Below are 20,762 nucleotides of genomic sequence, written 5' to 3' on the forward strand. Positions count from 1 at the left end.
AAACGGAATGTTCCATGTGGAGTATTCGCCGCCGCGGGCAGGAATGCAAGACGCCCCCGGTTCTTCACGAACCGGAGGCGTCGAGTGACCGTCAGTGGCTAGGACCTAAACGTAGCGCTCCAAGATGCTGGACTCGGCCAGCCGGGACAGGCCCTCGCGGACCGTGCGGGCCCGGTTCTCGCCGACGCCCTCGACCGTCTGCAGGTCGTCGATGCTTGCCGCGAGCAACTTCTGGAGGTGGCCGAAGTGGTCGATCAGCCGGTCGATCACGGCGCCCGGCAGCCGCGGCACCTTGGCCAGCAGGCGGTAGCCGCGCGGGGTGACCGCCGCGTCCAGCTGCTCGGCGCCGCCGAGCTGCAGCGCCCGGGCGACCTGGCCGATGTCCAGCAGGTCGGTCGGGCTCACGGCGTCCAGCTCGAGCAGGACGTCGTCCGCGGTCTTCGGCCGGCGACCCGTGGCCGGCGGCAGGTAGTCGCGGACGACCAGCTCACGTTCACCGGCCACGCCCGCCACGAGTTCGTTGAGCTGCAGGGTGAGCAGCCGGCCGTCGGTGCCGAGCTCGACGACGTACCCGTCGATCTCGGTGGCGATCCGGCGGACCATCTCCAGCCGCTGCGCGACCGCGGCCACGTCCCGGACCGTGACCAGGTCCTCGATCTCGAGCGCGGACAGGGTGCCGGACACCTCGTCGAGGCGCAGCTTGTAGCGCTCGAGGGTGGCCAGGGCCTGGTTGGCGCGGGACAGGATCGCGCCGGAGTCCTCGAGCACGTACCGCTGGTCGTCGACGTACAGCGCGATGATGTGCATCGACTGCGACACCGAGATCACCGGGAACCCGGTCTGCCGCGCGACGCGGTCCGCGGTGCGGTGCCGGGTGCCGGTCTCCTGGGTGACGATCGACGGGTCCGGCATCAGGTGCACGGCCGCCTGGATCAGCCGGGTGGCGTCCCGGTCCAGGACGATCGCGCCGTCCATCTTGCTGAGCTCGCGCAACCCGGTCGCGGTGAACTCGACGTCGATCTCGAAGCCGCCGGTGGAGATCGCGTCCACGGCCTTGTCGTGTCCGAGCACGATCAGCGCGCCGGTCCGGCCGCGCAGGATCCGTTCCAGGCCTTCGCGTAGTTCGGTACCGGGCGCCACTGCCGCGAGCGTCGCGCGGAGCCGGGCGCCGGTGCTGTTCTTGTCCGTGTTCGCCGCCACGGAACCTGAGTCTATGCGGTCCGGCGCGTGCCGACGCGCCGATATCCGCAGGCTCGTCCGGTCCGGCCGCCGCCGATCGGCGAGCGGCCGCGAATGCGCGTGCACCCGCCCGTGCATCGGACCGTGCAGTCCCTGTTTCCCGCGTGGACCGGGCGTCGGAGGGCCGACGCCTGTCACGTCAGGGGCAGCGGATGACCTGACCGGCGTACGACAGGCCGCCGCCGAATCCGAACAGCAGTACCGGCGCGCCGGACGGGATCTCGCGCTTCTCGACCAGTTTCGACAACGCGATCGGGATGCTCGCGGCCGAGGTGTTGCCGGACTCCACGACGTCCTTGGCGACCACCGCGTTGACCGCGCCGAGGCGCTTGGCGAGCGGCTCGATGATCCGCAGGTTGGCCTGGTGCAGGACGACGCCGCCGAGCTCCTCCGGCTTCAGGCCGGCCTTCTCGCAGACCTGCTTGGCGATCTCCGGCAGCTGCGTGGTGGCCCAGCGGAAGACGCTCAGACCCTCCTGCTGGAACGGGCCCTCGCGCCCTTCGATGCGGACCGCGTCGGACATCTCCGGGACCGAACCCCAGACCACCGGACCGACGCCCGGGTCCTCGTCGGCGACCAGGACCGCGGCGCCCGCGCCGTCGCCGATCAGCACGCAGGTGGTGCGGTCGGTCCAGTCGGTCCAGTCGCTGAGCTTCTCGACGCCGATCACCAGCGCCTTCGAGGCGGCGCCGGCCCGGATCGCCTGGTCGGCGGTGGCCAGCGCGTACGCGAAGCCCGAGCACGCGGTGTTCACGTCGATGGCGGCCGGGTTGCCGAGGCCGAGCCGGGCGGCGACCCGGGCCGCGATGTTCGGCGACCGGTCGATCGCGGTGCAGGTGGCGACCACGACGTAGTCGATCTCGGCGACGTCCAGGCCGGCGTTCGCGATCGCCTTGTCGGCGGCGCGCCAGGCCATCTCGTCGACCTGCTCGTCCGGGGCCGCGATCCGGCGCTCGCGGATGCCGACCCGGCTCTGGATCCACTCGTCGTTGGTCTCGACCATGGTCGCGAGCTCGTCGTTGGTGAGCACCCGTTCCGGCTGGTAGTGGCCGAGCGCGACAACTCTGGATCCGGTCATCAGGTCTCCTGTGGTCATCGACGTACGCCGGTGCTCCACACTGAACCCGGCGAGGGGCGCCCCCAGCGTACGTTCCCGGACCAGCGGCTGGTGATCCCCCGTCTCACCTGTGGCGCGCACCACAGGGGCGTCAGGCGAGACCCGCGGCCATCAGGGCGGAGCGGATATCCGGGGCCGCGAAGGTGCGCAGGCCGTACTTCTTCTGGATGTCCATCGGCTTCACGTCCTTGCTCCGGTTCGGGATGTCGGCGGGGACGATCGCCTTGGTGAACCCGAGCCGGGCCGCTTCCGCGAGCCGCTTCTCCAGGCCGCCGACGCGCCGCACCTCACCGGCCAGGCCGACCTCGCCGATCGCCACCAGGCCGGGATGGATCGGTTTGTCCATCACCGAGGACGCGACCGCGATCGCGACCGACAGGTCCGCGACCGGCTCGGTGATCTTCACGCCGCCGACGGTGGCCACGTAGACCTCCTGGTCGGCCAGCTTCAGGCCGGCCCGGTTGCCGAGCACGGCGAGCACCATCGCGACCCGGGACGACTCCAGCCCGGACGTGGTCCGGCGCGGCTGCGGCGCGGCGGACGGGCCGACCAGGGCCTGCACCTCGGCCAGCAGCGGCCGGCGGCCCTCCATCATCACCGTCACGCAGGTGCCGGCCACCGGCTCGGCATGCTCGGAGACGAACAACCCGGTCGGGTCGGTGACCTCGACGATGCCGGTGTCGACCATGTCGAAGCAGCCGACCTCGTCCGACGGGCCGAACCGGTTCTTGGTGGCGCGCACCATCCGGAACCCGGAGTGCCGGTCGCCGTCGAACGCGAGCACCACGTCGACCAGGTGCTCGAGCATCCGCGGGCCGGCGATCGCGCCCTCCTTCGTGACGTGGCCGACCAGCACGACCGCGATGTGCCGCTCCTTCGCGAGCCGGACGAGCGCGCCGGTGACCTCGCGGACCTGCGTCACGCCGCCCGGTGCGCCGTCGACCTCCGGGTGCGCCATGGTCTGCACCGAGTCGATCACCAGGAACGACGGCTCGACCGCGTCGACCTGGCCGACCACCGCACCCAGGTCGGTCTCGGCGGCCAGGAACAGGTCGTCGACGAGCGCGTCGGTCCGCCCGGCCCGGAGCCGCACCTGCGCGGCCGACTCCTCGCCGGACACGTAGAGCGTGCGCTGGCCGCCGCGGGCCGACTGCGCCGCGACCTCCAGCAGCAGGGTGGACTTGCCGACGCCCGGCTCACCGGCGAGCAGGATCACGGCGCCCGGCACGACACCGCCGCCGAGCACCCGGTCGAGCTCGCCGATCCCGGTCGGCCGGGACTCGGCCTCGATCGCGGACACCTTGGCGATCGGCATCGCCGGCGACGTCACCGGGCCGGCGGTGATCCGGGCGGCCTTCGGCGCACCGATCTCGGCGACCGTGCCCCAGGCCTGGCACTCGCCGCACCGGCCGATCCAGCGCGCCGAGGTCCAACCGCACTCGGAGCACGCGTACGCCGCCTTGCTCTTCGCCTGAGTCGCCGCCTTCGCCATGCGACCAACCTATTTGAGCCCGCCGACAAAACGTCTCAGGGCGCGGCGCAACCAGGTGCGCGGCGTCCGGCGGGGCGGGTCGTCGGGGACGACCGGCAGCTCCGAGGTACGGCGGGCCGCGTCGAGGTACTTGGTCAGGATCTCGCTCTCCGACGTCCGCAGCATCGAGCTCTGTTCGAGCAGGTCGAGGGCCGTGTCCAGGTCGCCCGCGATCACGGCCGCGGAGCCGAGGTGCTGCAGGCAGCGGGCGTGGCCGTCGCGCTCGTCGACCTCGGCGTACAGGTGGGCGGCGTGCTCCCACCGACTGCCGGCCTCGTGCGGGTTGCGCCGCATCCACGCGACCACGCCCATCAGCTCCAGCGCGTGCGCCTGGCCGCTCAGGTCGCCGGCCGCGGTCGCGCGCGCGAGGGCCGGCCGCAGCTGTTCCAGGGCGCCCTCGCCGTGGTACTGGTACAGGTGGACGACGGCGAGGTTGATGGCGATCGCCACGTCTGCCGCGAGGTCCGGACCGGGTCGGGTCAGCCGTGCGTCGTCGAGCCGGTCGCGGGCGTTCAGGACGGCTTCGTCGCGGTCGCTCCCGGCCGGTGCGCGATCGGCGCGCGCCAGGTGCAGCAGGGCTCGTTCGACCTGGCGTCGCATCTTCAGCGCGGCCGCCGTACGGCCGTGGGCGGCGATGTTGCTCGAGACGCCCAGGCGGGTGGTGGCCGCGTCCAGGTCGCCCAGCATCCGGTACGCCGTCGCGGCGCGCGCCGCTGCCAGCTCGGCGAGACCGCGGCGACCACTCGACTCGGCGGTCGTGGTCAGGAGCTCGCTCAGTTGGAGCAGCGCGTCCGGATCGGGACGTCGTACGTACCAGGCCTCGAGGGCGTCGCAGATCCGGGCGAAGTCGTCGACGGCCGCGTTCTGCGCCTTCTCGTTGGCGAGCAGCTCACGCAGCCCGTCCTCGTGCAGCGTGAACCACTCGGCCGCGGCCATGCCGCCGGCGTCGGCCCCGAGCGCGATCATCCACTGCTCGGCCTCTTCGGCGGCCGCGTGCAGCGGGGTCACACCCTGCAAACGCCGTCGAACGATCCGGGACCGCCAGCGCCACAGAGCGAAGGCGACGAGCACGAGCAGGCCGGCCACGGAGTAGCCGACCCACTGCACGATGCCGCGCTGGCCGAAGCTCTGGCTGAGCAGTTGTGAGACGAGATCGGTCAGTACGCCGGACACGACACCGCCGACGAACAGGAAGAACACCTGGATCCGCGACGGCTCCTCGTCCCGCTGGTCCGGAGCCTTCTCCTCCTCGCTCATGGCCGGCTCCCTGTCGTCAGCCCGCGGACGACGATCCGCCAGAACGTCAGCATCAGCACCACAGGCACTACCGACGCGACGACAGCCGCTGCGGCGACCGGTCCGCTCGACGTGGAGAACTGTCGCGCCTCACCCCACAGCACCAGCGACAGCGGCGTCGTGCCCGGGCCGCTGATCAGGAACCCGACGATGAAGTCGTTCCACACCAGCGCGAACTCCAGCACCGCAACAGCAACCAGTGCGGGGCGGTACGTCCGCTGCACAGTCGCCAGTACCGCGCTTTGACGCGCAGGACCCTGCAACGCCTCCGACACCAGTGCGGGTGGTGCAGACGCGAAGGCGGACCTCAACAGCAGTACGGCGAACGGCAGACCAGCAGCCGCATGTACCAGGGCCAGCGCGACCCGGGACCCAGCCAGGCCGGCCGTGTCGATCGCGTCCCGCAGCGGTGCGGCGTACATCTGCACCGGTGTCACGGCCAGTACGACGAACACGCCCATCGCGATCCGCCCAAGCCGCGTCGGCAGACCGCCCCACGCGACCAGATAGGCCGTCGGTACGGCGATCACGAGCAGGACCGCAGTCGCCGCGGCCGCGATGACCAGCGTGGACAGCAGTGCCCGGAACAGCCCGACGTTCGCCGCTGCTCCGAACGACGAGAACCCGAGCCCCGAGAACGACCACCAGCCGTGGAGCCCTGCCTCCCGTGGCGAGTGCAACGCCGTGGCGACGAGCACGACGGCCGGAAAGATCCACACCAGCGCGACAGCGAACCCGATGAACCACCCGAACCGCCGTACCACCCTGGTGGGCTTGGGACGCCCCAGCGACGGATCCGGCCGTACGACGGTCACCGGCATCGCCCACCGGCGCCGCCGCAGCCCGCGGACGCCGATCAGCCCGACCGCCGCGACGATCGCGAACAGGACGACGCCGAGGGCCGCCGTACGCCCGGAATCGCCGCCTGTCGTGGTGGCCCGCCACCAGTTCAGCCCCAGCACGTCGGCCGACCTCTGCATGGAACCCGGTACGACGATGAGCACGAGGTCGAACACCCGCACCGCCGCGATGACCAGCGTCAGCGTGATCACCCCGGTGATGGGACGCAGCAGCGGAATCTCCAACGCCCGGACCCGTCGCCAGCCGCGCACGCCTTCAGCGGTGATCGCGCGGGTCACGTCGTCGGGGATCGCGTCCAGGCCGGCGCGAAACAGCGAGACGACGTACCCGAGCCATGTCCAGCCGAACGCCGACACCAGGACCAGCCAGAACAGACCGGGGCCCAACCACACCGGGCTGGAGCCGAACAGCCGGGTCGCGACGGCCGTGATGGTCCCGCGCTCCGGAGTCGGGTCGAAGATCAGCCGGAAGGTCGCACCGGACACCAGGATCGACACGGCGAACGGAATGACCAGCGCGGGCTGGAGGAACGTCGTGACCGCCGGGAGCCGATAGCTCAACAAGGCCAGGAGGAACCCGACGCCCACCGTCCCGAACGCGACCAGCATCCACAACAGGCTGTTGCCCACGGCATGCAAAGCGGACGGGTCACCCATCACCGCGAAGTTGCCGAGGCCGAACCCGCCGTCGGTTCGGAACGCCGTCACCACGGTCACGCCGATCGGTATCAGCAGCAGACAGCTCAGCAACAACGCCGGCAGCCCCAAGAGGTACGGGCCGGCGGGACGGCGCGGCTTGCCTTGGACCGGCCGGCCGGTGATCTCCCGGCCGACGACCTCGAGTGACAGGCCGTTGGTGTGCAGGCCCATCAGCTCTCCTCCACCTTCCGCAGCTCGGCCATCGCGTCGTCCACCGCGTCCGGTACGACGGCCCCGGGCCGGCCGACCGCGATCAGGAAGTCGGTCAGGACGCGCCACAGACCGTTGATGTCGCCGATGCGCCCGAGCTGGTCGGACAGGTCGAACCGCAGTTGCTCGCCGGGCTTGGTCAGCTGCTCTGCCAGCCGAGTGAGCTCGGGGGAGTACCCGCTGGTGCGGCCGTCGACCAGGAACCCGCCCTCCGCGATCCAGGGGTCTGCCGCGGTCGGCGCGGACAGCCGGCGGACCAGGTCGCGGGCGTCCTCCGTGGTCGGCTTCGGCAGCACCATCACGTCACCTCCGACGACCACAGGGGCGGCAGCTCCTGCAGTCATGGGAGGGAACGTGAAAAGCCCTATGTCGTCAGGGTCTGCGGCGAACGAGCGCACCACCGGCTCGGCGAAGTCAGATGCGAGCACCATGGCGGCCCTGCGATGCCCGAAGACCTCCACCAGCGCATCCGGGAACTGCTGGACGAGCGACTCCTTCACACCGCCGGCCAGGACACCGGGTGCCGACCACATCGTGCCCAGCAACCGAAGCGCCGCTGCGACCTCCGGGTGTTGCGACGGACGCGGGTCGGTAGCTGTCGCGAGTCCGGCGTACACGGACGGCGCGATACCCAACAGGATGTTTTCCAAGAAGTCCGTCAGCACCCATCCGTCACCTGCGGCCAGCGACAACGGTGTGACACCGGCCTTGGTCAGTGTCTGGTTCAGCGTCAGCCACTCGCTCCACAGCCGCGGCGGTTCGACGCCTGCCCGGCGGAACACCGACGGCCGGTACCAGACCGCTGACTTGTGCGCCGTCTTGAACGGCACGCCGTACGTCGTTCCCTCATGGACCAGGAGCTCTTTCCAGAGGCGTGCGCGGCCGAGCTGTGCGATGTCGTCGGGGACCGGCTCCAGGTCGGCCAGGTGCCGCGGGACCAGACCTGGCTGCGGCAGCATGACGATGTCCGGCCTGCGGGTGGAGCGGGCGCCGAAGGCGGTGGAGATGTCGTCGCCGAGCGGCACGACCTCGACCGGGTAGTCCAACGCACCCAGGCCGTCCAGCACCGTGTGAAACGCGCGCAGCTCCTCGCCGCTCCAGCTGACCGCGACCCGGACCGCGCGCCGCAGTCCCAGTACGTCGCTCGAACATCCGGTCAGCAGAAGCGTTGCCGCTGCCCCCAGGAACACTCTGCGGCTACTCGGCATCGATGAATCCCGCCGTACGGGCCGCGCTGGTCGTGATGAGCAGCAGAGCGGCTGAGGCGAGGTCGGGGTTGGGCCGCAGCGACAGCAGGGATCCCCAGGTAGGCAGGCCGTTCGCGTCCTCCAGCACGATCGCGCGGGGGTACGCGCCGAGCGCGCGGGCCACTCCGGCCAGTCGGCGACGGCCGGGCGTGATCTCGTACGGGTAGCGGTCCAGCACGTCCTCGAGACCGCAGCCGACGGCCTTGACCAGACTCGCTTCCCGGGCAGCTTGTTTGGTGACCTGCTGCGAGGTGCGGTGTCCGTGCATCACGTTGTCGAGCACTGTGAGGTGGGGGAGCAGACCGCCTTCCGCGGGCACCAGCCGGACCGCCCCGCCGGCCAGGACCAGCGCTCCGGGCGGTGGTTCGTCCAGTCCGGACACGACGTCGGCCAGCCTGCGACGGTCGGTTGCCTGAGGCACCACCACCGCACGCTGCTCACCGACGTCGACCCGGAGCCTTTCCGGCAACCCAGGCACCCGTTCGAGCAGCAGTCCGTCCATCCGTGCCTGGCGCCTCCCCAGAAAGCCCCGTCGAGTGGTTCGTCAACCCTATGAGGCTGCGAGGTCCGTGCGCAGGCGCCCGAGTGTCGTCAGAAGCTCCGGCTCCAGAGGTTGATCGCGTAGTCGACCTCGACGCCCGTGTGCGACGCGAGGATCCGCCGGGCGTCCTTCGGGGTGAACTCGATCTTCACCACCGCCTCCAGGTCGGCGCGGGTCTCGAACCGCCAGCCCATGTCGAGCGCCGTCCGGTGCCAGCCGCGGTCCGCCCAGAAGCGCTCCACCTCCGGCGGCTTGATCATCGGATACGACGTCCTGAACCACTCGCCGAACGTCGAACGGCTCCCGTCGTTGTCGATCACGAACGCGGTCCCGCCGCGGCGCATCACCCGGTCCAGCTCGGCCAGCCCGGGCTCGCAGCCCGGCCCGAAGAAGTACGCCCAGCGCGCGTGCATCACGTCGATCGACGAGTCCGGCACCGGCAGGCGTTGCGCCGTACCCTGCCGTACGTCGACGTTCGGCAGCGCGTTCGTCCGCCGCCGGGCCGCGTCGGCGAGTGCTCCGTGCGGCTCGACGCCGATCACGCGTGCGGCGGTCGCCGCGAACATCGGCAGGTGGAAGCCCGTGCCGCAGCCGATGTCGAGCACGGTCGCGCCGGCCCAGTCGCGGATCGCCCGCATCGCCGGTTCGATCACGCCGTTCGGGTCGACCGCGCGGTTCTCGACCTCGTACACCTTCGGGTGGTGCCAGATGTTCGGGCTCGGGATCCCGCCTTCCGCGATGCTCACACCGCTAGACCCTAGCCATTGCCTGTTTGGTGGTCGCGGCGAGCACGGCGGCGGGAACGAGCAGGATGCCGCAGAAGACCGCCAGCCAGTGGAAGCCGAGATAGGCGAGGACCGGGCCGGCAGCCGTGCCCGAAAGGGAAGCCAGGACGCCCATGGTGAGGTCCGACAGGCCCTGTGCCGACGTACGGATGTCGTCCGGGACCGACCGCGACAGCAGCGTCGACCCGGCGACCAGGCAGGCCGACCAGCCGAGGCCCAGCGTGAACAACGCGAGTCCGGTCAGCGCATGCGCATCGTCCGGCGCGACCGCGGCCAGCATCATCGCCACGGCCAGTACGCCGAGGCCGATGCCGATCGTGGGGATCCGGCCGAGCCGGTCCGCCAGCCAGCCGGTCAGCGGCGACAGGGCGTACATGCCGGCCACGTGACCGCTGATGACGAAGCCGACGATGGTCAGCGAGGCGCCGTGGTGCCGCAGGTGCACCGAGGTCATCGACATCACGCCGACCATCACCGCATGCGCCGTCGCGATCGCCAGCAGGCCCAGCCGCGCGTGCGGGATGCTCAACACCTGGCGGAACGTGTCCCCGAGGGGCTGACGCTCCACCTTGGCGGGCCGCACCTGGCTGCGCAGCCCGACCCACACCGTGGCTGAGCTGAGGCCGAAGGCGACGACCGAGAACACGTACGGCCCGGCCAGCGCCAGGATGCCGAGCGACGTCCCGACCGAGCCGCCGACACCGGTCAGGTTCGGTCCGACGATGACTCCGATCGTGGTTGCCCACACGACCAGTCCGAGCGACCTGGCGATCCGGCTGGGCTCCGCGTTGTCGGTTGCGGCGTACCGGGACTGCAGGTTGGAAGCCGAGCCGCTGCCGAACAGACAGCCGGCGGCCAGCAGCAGCGCGAGCGAACCGATCTGCGCGGCGACGATCGTGAGCGCGGCGCCGACGAACGCGATGAGGTAGCCGAGCGACAGCGAGACCCTTCGACCGGAGGTGCGGGCAAGGCCGGCCAGGGGGACGGCCAGGACGGCTGCGCCCAGCGTGGTCGAGGTGGCGACCAGGCCCGCGAGTGACGTCGAGCCGGAGACGTTCTCCGCCAGCAGCGCGGCTACCGCGAAACCGCTGGCTGTCGCGACGCCGCCGAGCGCGTTGCTCGCCACCAGGACCCGGAGAGTTGTCCGCTGCTGCTCGCTCGTCACGGGCAAACCCTCTCATGAACCTGACAGGGAAGCCGCTTATAGGATCGTCCTGACATAAATCGACCCGCGCTGCTTCCCCCTGGAGTCCGGATGTCCGACATCGCGATCGTTCCTGCCCCGCGCGAACTCACCGTCCACGACGGCCGCTGGGTGACCGCCGACCCGCTCGGCGAGGCCGTCCGGGACGTCGTCGGGAACCTCGGCGCCGCCGAGTACCGGATCGAGATCACCGGCGAGGGCGCCCGGCTGACGGCCGGCTCCGAGGACGCGCTGCGGCACGCCGAGACGACGTACGCCCAGCTCGTCGAGGCCGCCGAGCCGGCCGACGGCGGGCAGGTCGCCGTACCGCTGGCGCACGTCGCGGACGCGCCGCGGTTCGGCTGGCGCGGCATGATGCTCGACGTCGCGCGGCACTTCATGCCCAAGGAGTTCGTGCTCCAGATCATCGACGTCCTCGCCCTGCACCGCCTGAACGTGCTGCACTTCCACCTCACCGACGACCAGGGCTGGCGGGTCGAGATCGAGGCCTACCCGCGGCTCACCGAGGTCGGTGCCTGGCGGGCCGAGAGCATGGTCGGCAGGATGTCGCACGGCCAGACCGAGTTCGAGTACGACGGGACGCGGCACGGCGGGTTCTACACCAAGGCCGACCTCCGCGAGATCGTCGCGTACGCCGCGGAGCGTGGCATCACCGTCGTCCCCGAGATCGACCTGCCGGGGCACATGCAGGCCGCGATCGCGGCGTACCCCGAGCTGGGCAACCATCCCGACCAGCAGCTGTCCGTGCGGCAGGTCTGGGGGATCAGCGACGACGTGCTGAACGTCAACGACGCGACGGTCGAGTTCGTGAAGACCGTGCTGCGTGAGGTGCTGGACATCTTCCCCGGCGAGTACGTCCACCTGGGCGGGGACGAGTGCCCGTCGGTGCAGTGGGCCGAGTCGGACGAGGCGCAGAAGCGGCAGGCCGAGCTGGGGCTGGACGAGCCGGGGCAACTGCAGGGCTGGTTCACCGCGCAGGTCGCGGAGGTCCTGGCCGAGGAGGGCCGCCGGCTGGTCGGGTGGGACGAGATGGTCGAGACCGACTGCCCGAAGGACGCGGTCATCATGGCGTGGCGGAGCGCCCAGCGCGGCGAGGTCGCGGCGAAGGCCGGGCACCAGGTCGTGATGGCTCCGTGCGAGTCGGTGTACTTCGACTACTACCAGGGCGACCCCGCGACCGAGCCGCTCGCGATCGGCGGCAACATCCCGCTGGAGAAGGTGTACGACTTCGAGGTGGTCCCGGCGGCGCTGTCCGACGCGGAGAAGGCGCTGGTCATCGGCACCCAGTGCCAGATCTGGACCGAGTACATGGAGGGGCCGGAGCAGGTCGGCTACATGCTGCTGCCCCGGCTGTCCGCCTTCGCCGAACGCGCCTGGGGCTCCCCGAAGGTCTCGTACGCCGAGTTCCTCGGCCGGCTCCGCCCGCACCTGGCCCGGATCGAGCGGCTCGGTGTGAACTACCGCCCCCTCGATAGCTGAGGGGATAACAAAATCTCCGTTAGCCCTGTTAGCTGGGGTAGACGACCCGGCCGACCCTGACCAAGGATTGCCAGGAAGGCCGGGTCGGGAAGCGGAGGCGCGCATGACCGCGGTGGGGCCGCTGGATGCGATGTTCCTTGGCGGGGAGACCCGGGAGCAGCCGATGCATGTCGGCGGGCTGATGCTGTTCGAGCTTCCCGAGGGGGCCGGGCGGGACCATGTGTTCCCGGAGTCGTCGCGGGACTTCGTGTCGCGGCTGTACCACGAGATCGTGGCGGCGCCGGAGGTCAACCCGCTGTTCGCGCGCCGGGTGCGGAACCGGCCCGTCGACCTCGGCTACTGGTCCTGGGAGACCGACGACGAGATCGACCTGGAGTACCACGTCCGGCTGTCCGCGCTGCCGCGGCCCGGACGGTTCCGCGAGCTGTTCGAACTCACCGGCCGCCTGCACGGAACCCTCCTCGACCGGCACCGCCCGCTGTGGGAGATGCACCTGATCGACGGCGTCGAGAGCCGCCGGTTCGCGATCTACAGCAAGATCCACCACTCGATGATCGACGGCGTCACCGCACTGCGCTGGATGCAGGACACCGTCACCACCGACCCGACCCGCACAGGTATGCCGGCCACCTACGCCCTGCCGGCCGGGGGAGACAAGCCGGTCCGCGGCGAAGGCGCCGGGTCGAGGGTCGGCTACGGGGTCGCGCCTGGTGCCGCCGGCCCCGGGCTCGGTGCTGCCACGGGAGGGGCGTTCGGCGGGCTGCCTACTCCTGCGGGGTTGCTTGCCGCACTCGGTCGCGTGCCTGGGCGCACGCTCGGTGCCGCTGCGCAGCGAGCCGGCGCCGCCGGGCACCTGCTGGCGGAACTGGCCGGACTCCCCGCCGCCGGGCTCAAAGGGCTGCTGGAGTCGACGGTGCCGTTCCAGGCGCCGCGGACGATTTTCAACCAGCCGATCACCGGCGCGCGCCGGTTCGCGGCGCAGTCGTGGCCGATCGAGCGGCTGGAGAAGGTCCGGGCGATCACCGGCGCGACGCTCAACGACGTCCTGCTGGCGATGTGTTCCGGGGCCCTGCGCAACTATCTGCTCGAGCAGAACGCCCTGCCGGACAAAGGGCTGACGGCGATGGTGCCGGTCTCCCTGCGGACCAAGGACGACGCCCCCGGCGGCGGTAACTCGCTCGCCACCCTGATCGCCGACCTCGCCACCGACGAGGCCGTCCCCGAGCGCCGGATCCACCGGATCATGGCGTCGACCGCGCACGCCAAGCGCGTCCTGTCCGGCCTCAGCCCGCTGCAGAACCTGATCGTCGGCGCGCTGGGCTTCGGCGTCGCCGGTCCTGCCGCGATCCTTCCCGGCGTGGCCGGCCGCACGACGCCGCCGTACAACGTGGTCATCTCGAACGTGCCAGGCCCCGCCGACAGCCCGCTCTACTGGAACGGCTCACGCCTGCTCGGGATGTATCCCGCGAGCATCGTCCTGAACGGCCAGGCGCTGAACATCAGCGTCACCAGCTACGCGCACGAGCTGCACTTCGGCCTGGTCGGCTGCCGCCGCACCGTCCCGCACCTGCAGCGCCTGCTCGGCCACCTGGAAACCTCCCTGGCCGACCTGGAACAGCTCCACTGAGTCAGATGCGGACCGGGCCGTTCGGCGTGCTGAAGGTGGCCGCGACCAGGCCGGGCTGACCGTTCGGGCCGGCCCAGGTGACGTCGAGGTCGTCGAGCAGATGGTCGGCGGGGTGTCCGATCCAGTCGGTCACCCGGGACGGGTCGCCGGCGATCTCCAGGCCGGTGAGCTCGAGGTCCTTGCCGCCGATCGACGGGTGCTCGGCGAGGTCGTCCCAATGGATGAAGAACGGCAGCTGCGGGTCCGCGATCAGGCCCTTCACGCCGATCTGCCGCCAGGTCAGGTTCACCCCGTCCGGCCGGTGCCGGTTGCCGGGCACCGCCTGCCGCCCGAGGCGCTTCTCCATCGCTTCCATGTCGCGGACCGCGACCACCCAGCCCAGCCAGCCGCCGCCGAGCTCCTTGCGGGCCCGGACCGCCTGCCCGAACGGCGCCTTGTCCGACGCCGGGTGGTCGAGCACGTCGACCACCTCGATGTACCGGTCGTTCTCCAGCGGCAGAATGTGGTTGACGGTGCCGAACCGCGGGTGCACCCCGCCGTCCAGGAACTCGGCGCCGAGCAGCGCGGACAGCCGCTCGAGCGTGGCCGCACAGCCATCGGGTCCGCACGCGTACGACAGATGATCCAGACGCATGTCAGTCATTGTTACGTCTCGCACCGACAGCCGACACACCCAGGGTGTGTCGGCGCTATTTCGAGGCGGGGTGCGGCAGCAACGGCCGCGCGGCCTCCAGGCGCTGCCGGCACAGGTCGGCGAGGACGTCGTACGCCTTCACGCCCATCAGCGTCTGCAGCTCCACCTTGCTGGACTCGAACACCGGCTCGACGGCGATGTGCGCCTCGGTGTTACCGGTGCAGTACCAGTCCAGGTCGTGCCCGCCCGGACCCCAGCCGCGGCGGTCGTACTCCCCGATGCCGACCTCGGTGTACGTCGTACCATCCGGCCGCTCGACCTCGCGGAACGTCCGCCGGATCGGCAGCTGCCAGCACACGTCCGGTTTGGTCTCGACGAAATGGATGCCGCGCTTCAGCGCCAGCCCGTGCAGCGCGCACCCGGCGCCGCCCGGGAAGCCCGGCCGGTTCAGGAAGATGCAGGCGCCCTCCCAGACCCGGGTCTTGCGCTCGCCCTCGTCGTCGGTCTCGACCCAGCCGTTGTTGCGGCCCTCCTTGCGGAACTCCCAGTCCTCCTTGCCGAGCTCCTTGACGTACTTCTTCACCCGCTTCTCGTCGTCGGCGTCGGAGAAGTGCGCGCCGAGGGTGCAGCAGCCGTCGTTCGGACGGCCCTTGTAGATCCCCTGGCAACCGCCGCCGAAGATGCAGCTCCAGTTGGAGGTCAGCCAGGTCAGGTCGCAGCGGAAGACCTGGTCGGGGTCGGCGGGGTCGGTGAACTCGACCCAGGCACGCGGGAAATCGAGAGAAACCTCAGGCACCTGAAAAGCGTACGCGCCGAAGCCGCCCATGCGTGAATGCACCGCTGCTGCGGTTGTCCAGTAGCGTGAGGGTATGCGGCTCGGCGTACTCGACGTGGGATCCAACACCGTCCATCTGCTCGTGGTGGACGCGCACCGTGGCGCCGCGCCGCTGCCGGCGTACTCGCACAAGACCGAGCTGCGGCTGGCCGAGCACCTGGACCAGGACGGCCGGATCGCCGAGTCCGGGGTCGACGGGCTGATCGCGTTCACCAAGGAAGCCGTCGTGCTGGCCGAGGACAAGGGCTGCGAGTCGGTGCTCTCGTTCGCGACGTCCGCGCTCCGCGAGGCGCCGAACGGCGAGAAGGTGCTGGCCCGGGTCCGCGACGAGACCGGTGTGGACCTCGAGGTGCTGACCGGTGAGGACGAGGCCCGGTTGACGTTCCTGGCGGTCCGGCGGTGGTTCGGCTGGTCGTCCGGGCGGCTCGCGGTGTTCGACATCGGCGGCGGATCCCTGGAGATCGCGGCCGGGTCGGACGAGCAGCCGACCGTGGCGGAGTCGGTGCAGCTCGGCGCGGGCCGGCTGACCCGCGAGGGGCTGACCACGGATCCGCCGGACAGCGACGAGGTCCGGGCGCTGCGGCGCCGGATCCGGCTGGAGCTGGCCGCGGTCGCAGGTCCGGTCCTGCGGGCCGGTAAGCCGCAGCGTTCCGTGGCCACCAGCAAGACGTTCCGTTCGCTGGCCCGGATCGCCGGTGCGGCCCCGTCCGCCGACGGGCCGTACGTGCCGCGCACGCTGAACCGCGACGATCTGAACGAGTGGATCCCGAAACTGACCAAGATGTCGGCCGCCGAGCGGGCCGCCCTGCCCGGGGTCTCGCCCGGCCGCGCCTCCCAGCTGACCGCCGGCGCGCTGGTCGCGGACGCCGTGATGGACCTCTTCGACCTGCCCGCGCTCGAGGTCTGTCCGTGGGCCCTGCGTGAAGGCGTCATCCTGTCCCGGCTCGACCAGCTGCAACCCCGGTGAACGAATGAACCCCCGTACGACCGCGAAGATCGGCCTGTCCACCGCCTCCGTCTACCCCGAGTCCACCGCCAGCGGCTTCGAACTGGCCGCCCGGCTCGGGTACGACGGCGTCGAGGTGATGGTCGGGATCGATCCGCTCAGCACCCAGATCGACGCGGTCCAGCGCCTCGTCGACTACCACCAGCTGCCGGTGCTCGCGGTCCACGCGCCCTGCCTGCTGATCACCCAGCGGGTCTGGGGGACCGACCCGTGGGGCAAGCTCGAGCGCAGCGCGGAGGCGGCCAAGGACCTCGGCGCCGATGTGGTCGTCGTGCACCCGCCGTTCCGCTGGCAGCGGGAGTACGCGCGCGGCTTCGTCGAGGGCATCGCGCGGCTGGAGGCGGAGACCGGCGTGATCTTCGCGGTCGAGAACATGTACCCGTGGCGGGCGCCGGGCAAGGGTCTGCAGGCGTACGCGCCGAGCTGGGACCCGACCGAGCAGAGCTACGCGCACACCACCCTCGACCTGTCGCACGCGTCCACCGCGGAGCAGGACTGCGTCGAGCTGGCCGCGACGATGGGCAAGAGTCTCACCCACGTGCACCTGACCGACGGCACCGGCTCCGCGAAGGACGAGCACCTGGTGCCGGGCCGCGGCACGCAGCGCGCCGCGGACCTGCTGACCGCCCTGGCCAAGCAGGACTTCCGCGGTCACATCGTCATCGAGATCAACACCCGCCGCGCGGCCAGCCGGTCCGAGCGCGAGATCGACCTGGTCGAGTCGCTGGAGTTCACCCGTAAGCACTTCGTGAAGGCGGTCTCCCGCCGGACGCCGTTCGCGGTCACCCCCGAGGGGGAGATCTCGGAGCTGACTCCGTGACGGTCGCCCGCCGTACGCCGGGCCGCCGTCCGGGCGGGCCCGACACCCGGGGTGAGATCCTCCGGGCGGCCCGGGAATCCTTTGCGGACAAGGGGTTCGCGGCCACTTCGATCCGTGCGGTCGCGCGCCAGGCCGGTGTCGACGCCGCGCTCGTCCACCACTACTTCGACAGCAAGGACGAGCTGTTCATCGAGGCGATGGCGTTGCCGCTGGATCCGCGGCAGGTGGCCGCGGCGATCCTGGACGGCTCCCGCGAGGATCTCGGCCGCCGGATCGCGACGGTGTTCCTCGGCGTCTGGGAGTCCGACGAGGGGCAGCAGCGGATGAAGGCGATGCTGCGCAGCGTCGTGACCAGCGACGAGGTCGCCCGGATCATGCGCGAGGGGATGACCCGGATGATCCTGGAGCCGGTCTCGCGGTTCATCGACGTCCCGGACGCGAAGCTGCGGGTCGCGCTGATCGCGAGCCACCTGATCGGGCTGGCGCTGACCCGCTACGTGGTCGAGCTCGAGCCGGTGGCCTCGGCCGGCCTGGACGCCCTCGTCGACCGGATCGCGCCGGCCATCCAGCAGTACGTCTCCGGCTGATGGAGATCCCGACCGACCGGGAGATCCGCGCGCTGCACCGCGACCACGCGCCGAGCCGGTCGTCGTTCGAGCTGGTGTACGAGCATTGCCGGTTGGTCTGTTCGGTGGCCTCGCAGTTCTTCGCCGGCCTGGACATCGACGCCGACCTGGTGCGGGCGGGCGCTCTGCTGCACGACATCGGTGTCTACCGCCTGGACTCGACGGCCCACGTGCGGCACGGCGTGCTCGGGCACGCATTGCTCGCGTCGCTCGGGCTCCCGGTCGAGATCTGCCGGTTCGCGTCGTGTCACACCGGCGTCGGCATCACGCGCGAGGACGTCGTACGGCAGGCGCTGCCGATCCCGGTCGACGACTATCTGCCGCGGACGCCCGAGGAGGAGCTCGTCCTGTACGCGGACAAGTTCCACAGCAAGCGGCGGCCGCCGGTGTTCCTTTCCGGTGACACCTACGCCGCCGAGGTCGGCCGGTTCGGCGCGGACAAGGTGACGCGCTTCGCGGCGCTGCGGGAGCGGTACGGCGACCCGTCGCTGGACGCGCTGAGCCGGGCGACCGGGTACGCCGTCGTCTGAATCTCCCTGTTGCCGTCGGTCCTGGTTCGCGCTAAATTCATCATATGATGAAAAACGCGGTGAGCTGCCGTGACGTCGTCGTGGTGCGCGGCGACCGGGAGGTCCTGCACGGGGTCGGGTTCGACCTCCGGGCCGGGACCGTGACCGGGCTGCTCGGGCCGTCCGGCTGTGGCAAGACGACGCTGATCCGGGCGATCGTCGGCCTGCAGGCGCGGGTGACCGGCGACGTCTCGGTCCTCGGGCTGCCGGCCGGCGCGCCGAAGCTGCGCGGGCGGATCGGCTACGTGACGCAGGAGCCCAGTGTGTACGGCGATCTGACCGTCACCGAGAACCTGCGCTTCTTCGCGGCGGTCCTCGGGGTCGCGTCGGGCGACGTCGAACGGGTGATCGAGGCCGTCGACCTCGCCGACCGTGCGGACGTCCGTGTCGACCGCCTGTCCGGCGGCGAGCAGTCACGTGCCTCGTTGGCCGCCGCGCTCCTCGGCGACCCGGAGTTGCTGGTGCTCGACGAGCCGACGGTCGGACTCGACCCGGTGCTGCGGCGCGATCTCTGGGCGCTCTTCCATCGGCTCGCCGACGGCGGCGCGACGCTGCTCGTCTCCAGCCATGTCATGGACGAGGCCTCCCGGTGCGACCGGCTCCTGCTGATGCGCGAGGGCGAACTGCTGGCCGACGACACGCCGCAGGCCCTGCTCGCGTCGGCCGGCGCCGGCGAGATGGAGCAGGCGTTCCTCACCCTGATCGACCGGAAGGCTGGTGCGCGATGACCCCGCGGGTGACCTTCGCCGTTGCGGCCCGGGTGCTGGCGCAGTTGCGCCGGGACCACCGGACGGTGGCGATGCTGATCGTGCTGCCGACCCTGCTCGTCAGCCTGATGTGGTGGATGTTCACCGACTCCCCGATGGTCTTCGACCGGATCGGCGGGCCGCTGCTCGCGGTCTTCCCGTCGATCGTCATGTTCGTGGTCACGTCGGTCGCGACGCTGCGCGAACGGTCCAGCGGCACCCTGTCCCGGCTGTTCACGATGCCGATGGGCAAGCTGGACTTCCTGCTCGGGTACGCGCTCGCCTTCGCGCTGATCGCCGTCGTCCAGGCGCTGGTGGTCGTCTCGATCGCCTTGTACCTGCTGGATCTGGACATCCAGGGCGACGCCTGGCAACTCGGTGTGGTCGCGGTCCTCGACGGCGTCCTCGGTACGGCGCTGGGCCTGTTCGCGAGCGCGTTCGCGGCGACCGAGTTCCAGGCCGTGCAGATGATGCCGGCCGTGATGATCCCGCAGATCCTGCTGTGCGGCCTGCTCGTTCCCCGCGACCAACTGCCGACGGTCCTGCACGCGATCAGCGACGTCCTGCCGTTGTCCTACGCCGTCGACGCCGTCCTGGGAGTTGCCGCAGGCAACGGATTCACCTCGGGTGTCGGCGGCGACACGCTGGTGGTCGTCGCGTTCATCTTGGCGGCTCTGGGCCTGGGTGCGGCCACCCTCAGGCGCCGCACCGCTTAGGGGATCTGGCGCGCGCCGTGGGGCGCGCGCCAGACCTGTCCTACTCGCCGAACAGCCAGTCGGACTTCACCGGCGGGGCCCAGCGGAAGTAGCTGGGGTCGGCCAAGGTGCCAGGCACCTTTCCGTGGCCGGTGATCGACGTCTTTGTCCCGTCCGCGTGACCGAAGGTGTAGAGGTACGCCGACTTGGTCTCCTTGTCGATGCCGACGACAACGGTCCCGTAGTTGCCGCAACCGCCGGCGACGAGCGTCTCGAAGCCCTGCCAGGTCGCGGACCGCACCTTGGTGACGACCGGCCGCAGCTGGGAGTTGACCGGGATGCGGATGGTGTAGAGCGCGCCGCCGCGGGTGTTCGCGAGGAACGTGTCGTACGCCGCGGCCTTGCTGATCAGCGTCATCGACTTCACGGCCGCGAACCCGGACGCCGATCCGTACGCCTTCCAGGCGCCGGTGTCGCCGACGACCCACCGGAACAGCACGCCGTCCGAGCGGAGCGCGTACTCGTAGGTCCGCGGGTGCGCCGGGTCGTCGTTGAACACCGACGTCTCGTGGTCGACGAACCTGCTCCACCCGCCGCCGATCCGGGCCAGCTCCGACGACGTCACCTTGCCGCTCTTGTCGAGCTCGAGCCAGTGCTGGTACATCGAGTCCCCGAGCACGACCCGCCCGTACCGGGAACTGCCGGTCGCCGTCGCCTCGTTGACGAGTGTCGCGACCGTCCGCGCCGCGCCGTCGGCGTACACGTTCGGCACGACGCTCCGCGCGCCGGCCGCCGGCGGTGCCGACGCGGTCAGCCGTTGCAGTGTCTGATCACCACCGGCCGTCACCGAGCCGAGGTTCAGCCCGCAGGACGCGGTGGCTGCCATCGTCCCGGCGACGGCGGTGTTCACACCCGCGGCGGCCAGTCCGGCCGCCGCGAGCAAGGTCAAGGTCGTACGCAGTTTCCCCATGTCTCCCCCTTCGAAAGTTCGATGGG

General features: G+C 70.9%; 20 protein-coding genes. 8 read left to right on the forward strand and 12 right to left on the reverse strand.

Going from position 1 to position 20,762, the window contains the following annotated elements; translation table 11 throughout:
* Positions 1–105 precede the first annotated feature (105 nt).
* From disA to ACWEOO_RS16880, 9 genes are all read right to left on the reverse strand, one after another.
* A complete protein-coding gene (disA, locus tag ACWEOO_RS16840; protein ID WP_355694744.1) occupies positions 106–1,200 on the reverse strand; it encodes a DNA integrity scanning diadenylate cyclase DisA in 1,095 nt (364 codons plus the stop codon).
* A 178-nt stretch (positions 1,201–1,378) separates the two neighbouring features.
* Complete coding sequence (locus ACWEOO_RS16845; RefSeq protein ID WP_452143730.1) at positions 1,379–2,317, reverse strand: beta-ketoacyl-ACP synthase III; 939 nt, start codon at positions 2,315–2,317, stop codon at positions 1,379–1,381.
* A 130-nt stretch (positions 2,318–2,447) separates the two neighbouring features.
* Positions 2,448–3,848, reverse strand: a complete 1,401-nt coding sequence (gene radA / locus ACWEOO_RS16850; protein ID WP_359932006.1) for a DNA repair protein RadA — start codon at positions 3,846–3,848, stop codon at positions 2,448–2,450.
* A gap of 9 nt (positions 3,849–3,857) precedes the next feature.
* The gene (locus tag ACWEOO_RS16855; protein WP_452143731.1) at positions 3,858–5,144 is read right to left on the reverse strand and encodes a hypothetical protein; all 1,287 of its coding nucleotides are present in this window, start codon (positions 5,142–5,144) and stop codon (positions 3,858–3,860) included.
* Positions 5,141–6,913: an ABC transporter permease subunit gene (locus ACWEOO_RS16860; RefSeq protein ID WP_452143732.1), complete on the reverse strand. Its 1,773-nt coding sequence runs from the start codon at positions 6,911–6,913 to the stop codon at positions 5,141–5,143. The genes ACWEOO_RS16855 and ACWEOO_RS16860 overlap by 4 nt, the downstream gene beginning before the upstream one ends.
* A complete protein-coding gene (locus ACWEOO_RS16865; RefSeq protein ID WP_452143733.1) occupies positions 6,913–8,160 on the reverse strand; it encodes an ABC transporter substrate-binding protein in 1,248 nt (415 codons plus the stop codon). Before ACWEOO_RS16865 ends, ACWEOO_RS16860 begins: the two co-directional genes overlap by 1 nt.
* Entirely contained in the window at positions 8,150–8,701 is a 552-nt protein-coding gene (locus ACWEOO_RS16870; RefSeq protein WP_452143734.1) for a hypothetical protein, read from the reverse strand. Before ACWEOO_RS16870 ends, ACWEOO_RS16865 begins: the two co-directional genes overlap by 11 nt.
* 89 nt (positions 8,702–8,790) lie before the next feature.
* On the reverse strand, positions 8,791–9,486 hold the full coding sequence (locus ACWEOO_RS16875) for a class I SAM-dependent methyltransferase (protein ID WP_452143735.1): 696 nt from the start codon (positions 9,484–9,486) through the stop codon (positions 8,791–8,793).
* A gap of 4 nt (positions 9,487–9,490) precedes the next feature.
* Complete coding sequence (locus ACWEOO_RS16880) at positions 9,491–10,690, reverse strand: MFS transporter (protein ID WP_452143736.1); 1,200 nt, start codon at positions 10,688–10,690, stop codon at positions 9,491–9,493.
* Between the two features lie 90 nt (positions 10,691–10,780).
* Here ACWEOO_RS16880 and ACWEOO_RS16885 point away from each other — a divergent pair, with 90 nt between their 5' ends.
* Positions 10,781–12,208 (forward strand): beta-N-acetylhexosaminidase, encoded by a 1,428-nt coding sequence (locus tag ACWEOO_RS16885; protein ID WP_452143737.1) that lies wholly within the window; start codon positions 10,781–10,783, stop codon positions 12,206–12,208.
* 103 nt (positions 12,209–12,311) lie between these two features.
* Complete coding sequence (locus ACWEOO_RS16890) at positions 12,312–13,835, forward strand: WS/DGAT/MGAT family O-acyltransferase (protein ID WP_452143738.1); 1,524 nt, start codon at positions 12,312–12,314, stop codon at positions 13,833–13,835.
* Between the two features lies 1 nt (position 13,836).
* Here ACWEOO_RS16890 and ACWEOO_RS16895 read toward each other — a convergent pair whose 3' ends face one another.
* Both ACWEOO_RS16895 and ACWEOO_RS16900 read right to left on the reverse strand, forming a co-directional pair.
* The gene (locus ACWEOO_RS16895) at positions 13,837–14,469 is read right to left on the reverse strand and encodes a VOC family protein (RefSeq protein WP_452143739.1); all 633 of its coding nucleotides are present in this window, start codon (positions 14,467–14,469) and stop codon (positions 13,837–13,839) included.
* Positions 14,470–14,524: 55 nt separating this feature from the next.
* The gene (locus ACWEOO_RS16900; protein WP_359932035.1) at positions 14,525–15,265 is read right to left on the reverse strand and encodes a hypothetical protein; all 741 of its coding nucleotides are present in this window, start codon (positions 15,263–15,265) and stop codon (positions 14,525–14,527) included.
* Between the two features lie 73 nt (positions 15,266–15,338).
* Here ACWEOO_RS16900 and ACWEOO_RS16905 point away from each other — a divergent pair, with 73 nt between their 5' ends.
* Genes ACWEOO_RS16905 through ACWEOO_RS16930 form a run of 6 tightly spaced genes read left to right on the forward strand, consistent with a single transcriptional unit; the run spans position 15,339 to position 19,787 of the window.
* Positions 15,339–16,271: a Ppx/GppA phosphatase family protein gene (locus ACWEOO_RS16905; protein ID WP_452143740.1), complete on the forward strand. Its 933-nt coding sequence runs from the start codon at positions 15,339–15,341 to the stop codon at positions 16,269–16,271.
* Between the two features lie 4 nt (positions 16,272–16,275).
* Entirely contained in the window at positions 16,276–17,130 is an 855-nt protein-coding gene (locus tag ACWEOO_RS16910; protein WP_359932041.1) for a sugar phosphate isomerase/epimerase family protein, read from the forward strand.
* Positions 17,127–17,717 carry a TetR/AcrR family transcriptional regulator gene (locus ACWEOO_RS16915; RefSeq protein WP_359932044.1) on the forward strand — a complete coding sequence of 197 codons (591 nt, stop codon included), beginning with the start codon at positions 17,127–17,129 and terminating at the stop codon, positions 17,715–17,717. The genes ACWEOO_RS16910 and ACWEOO_RS16915 overlap by 4 nt, the downstream gene beginning before the upstream one ends.
* Positions 17,717–18,286, forward strand: coding sequence for an HDIG domain-containing metalloprotein (locus ACWEOO_RS16920; RefSeq protein ID WP_452143741.1), 570 nt, complete (start codon positions 17,717–17,719; stop codon positions 18,284–18,286). Before ACWEOO_RS16915 ends, ACWEOO_RS16920 begins: the two co-directional genes overlap by 1 nt.
* A 44-nt stretch (positions 18,287–18,330) precedes the next feature.
* Positions 18,331–19,053 (forward strand): ABC transporter ATP-binding protein, encoded by a 723-nt coding sequence (locus ACWEOO_RS16925; RefSeq protein ID WP_359932050.1) that lies wholly within the window; start codon positions 18,331–18,333, stop codon positions 19,051–19,053.
* Positions 19,050–19,787 (forward strand): ABC transporter permease, encoded by a 738-nt coding sequence (locus tag ACWEOO_RS16930; RefSeq protein ID WP_359932053.1) that lies wholly within the window; start codon positions 19,050–19,052, stop codon positions 19,785–19,787. The genes ACWEOO_RS16925 and ACWEOO_RS16930 overlap by 4 nt, the downstream gene beginning before the upstream one ends.
* A gap of 40 nt (positions 19,788–19,827) precedes the next feature.
* Here ACWEOO_RS16930 and ACWEOO_RS16935 read toward each other — a convergent pair whose 3' ends face one another.
* On the reverse strand, positions 19,828–20,736 hold the full coding sequence (locus tag ACWEOO_RS16935) for a hypothetical protein (RefSeq protein ID WP_452143742.1): 909 nt from the start codon (positions 20,734–20,736) through the stop codon (positions 19,828–19,830).
* Positions 20,737–20,762 lie beyond the last annotated feature (26 nt).

It is taken from the genome of Kribbella sp. NPDC004138 (assembly GCF_053603655.1).

Coding starts and splice junctions, on each gene's coding strand:
- ACWEOO_RS16895 (WP_452143739.1), bottom strand. CDS start 14,469: ATGCGTCTGGATCATCTGTCGTACGCGTGCGGACCCGATGGCTGTGCG.
- ACWEOO_RS16885 (WP_452143737.1), top strand. CDS start 10,781: ATGTCCGACATCGCGATCGTTCCTGCCCCGCGCGAACTCACCGTCCAC.
- ACWEOO_RS16855 (WP_452143731.1), bottom strand. CDS start 5,144: ATGAGCGAGGAGGAGAAGGCTCCGGACCAGCGGGACGAGGAGCCGTCG.
- ACWEOO_RS16845 (WP_452143730.1), bottom strand. CDS start 2,317: ATGACCGGATCCAGAGTTGTCGCGCTCGGCCACTACCAGCCGGAACGG.
- ACWEOO_RS16925 (WP_359932050.1), top strand. CDS start 18,331: ATGATGAAAAACGCGGTGAGCTGCCGTGACGTCGTCGTGGTGCGCGGC.
- ACWEOO_RS16930 (WP_359932053.1), top strand. CDS start 19,050: ATGACCCCGCGGGTGACCTTCGCCGTTGCGGCCCGGGTGCTGGCGCAG.
- ACWEOO_RS16860 (WP_452143732.1), bottom strand. CDS start 6,913: ATGGGCCTGCACACCAACGGCCTGTCACTCGAGGTCGTCGGCCGGGAG.
- ACWEOO_RS16910 (WP_359932041.1), top strand. CDS start 16,276: ATGAACCCCCGTACGACCGCGAAGATCGGCCTGTCCACCGCCTCCGTC.
- ACWEOO_RS16890 (WP_452143738.1), top strand. CDS start 12,312: ATGACCGCGGTGGGGCCGCTGGATGCGATGTTCCTTGGCGGGGAGACC.
- radA (WP_359932006.1), bottom strand. CDS start 3,848: ATGGCGAAGGCGGCGACTCAGGCGAAGAGCAAGGCGGCGTACGCGTGC.
- ACWEOO_RS16870 (WP_452143734.1), bottom strand. CDS start 8,701: ATGGACGGACTGCTGCTCGAACGGGTGCCTGGGTTGCCGGAAAGGCTC.
- ACWEOO_RS16935 (WP_452143742.1), bottom strand. CDS start 20,736: ATGGGGAAACTGCGTACGACCTTGACCTTGCTCGCGGCGGCCGGACTG.
- ACWEOO_RS16865 (WP_452143733.1), bottom strand. CDS start 8,160: ATGCCGAGTAGCCGCAGAGTGTTCCTGGGGGCAGCGGCAACGCTTCTG.
- ACWEOO_RS16920 (WP_452143741.1), top strand. CDS start 17,717: ATGGAGATCCCGACCGACCGGGAGATCCGCGCGCTGCACCGCGACCAC.
- ACWEOO_RS16905 (WP_452143740.1), top strand. CDS start 15,339: ATGCGGCTCGGCGTACTCGACGTGGGATCCAACACCGTCCATCTGCTC.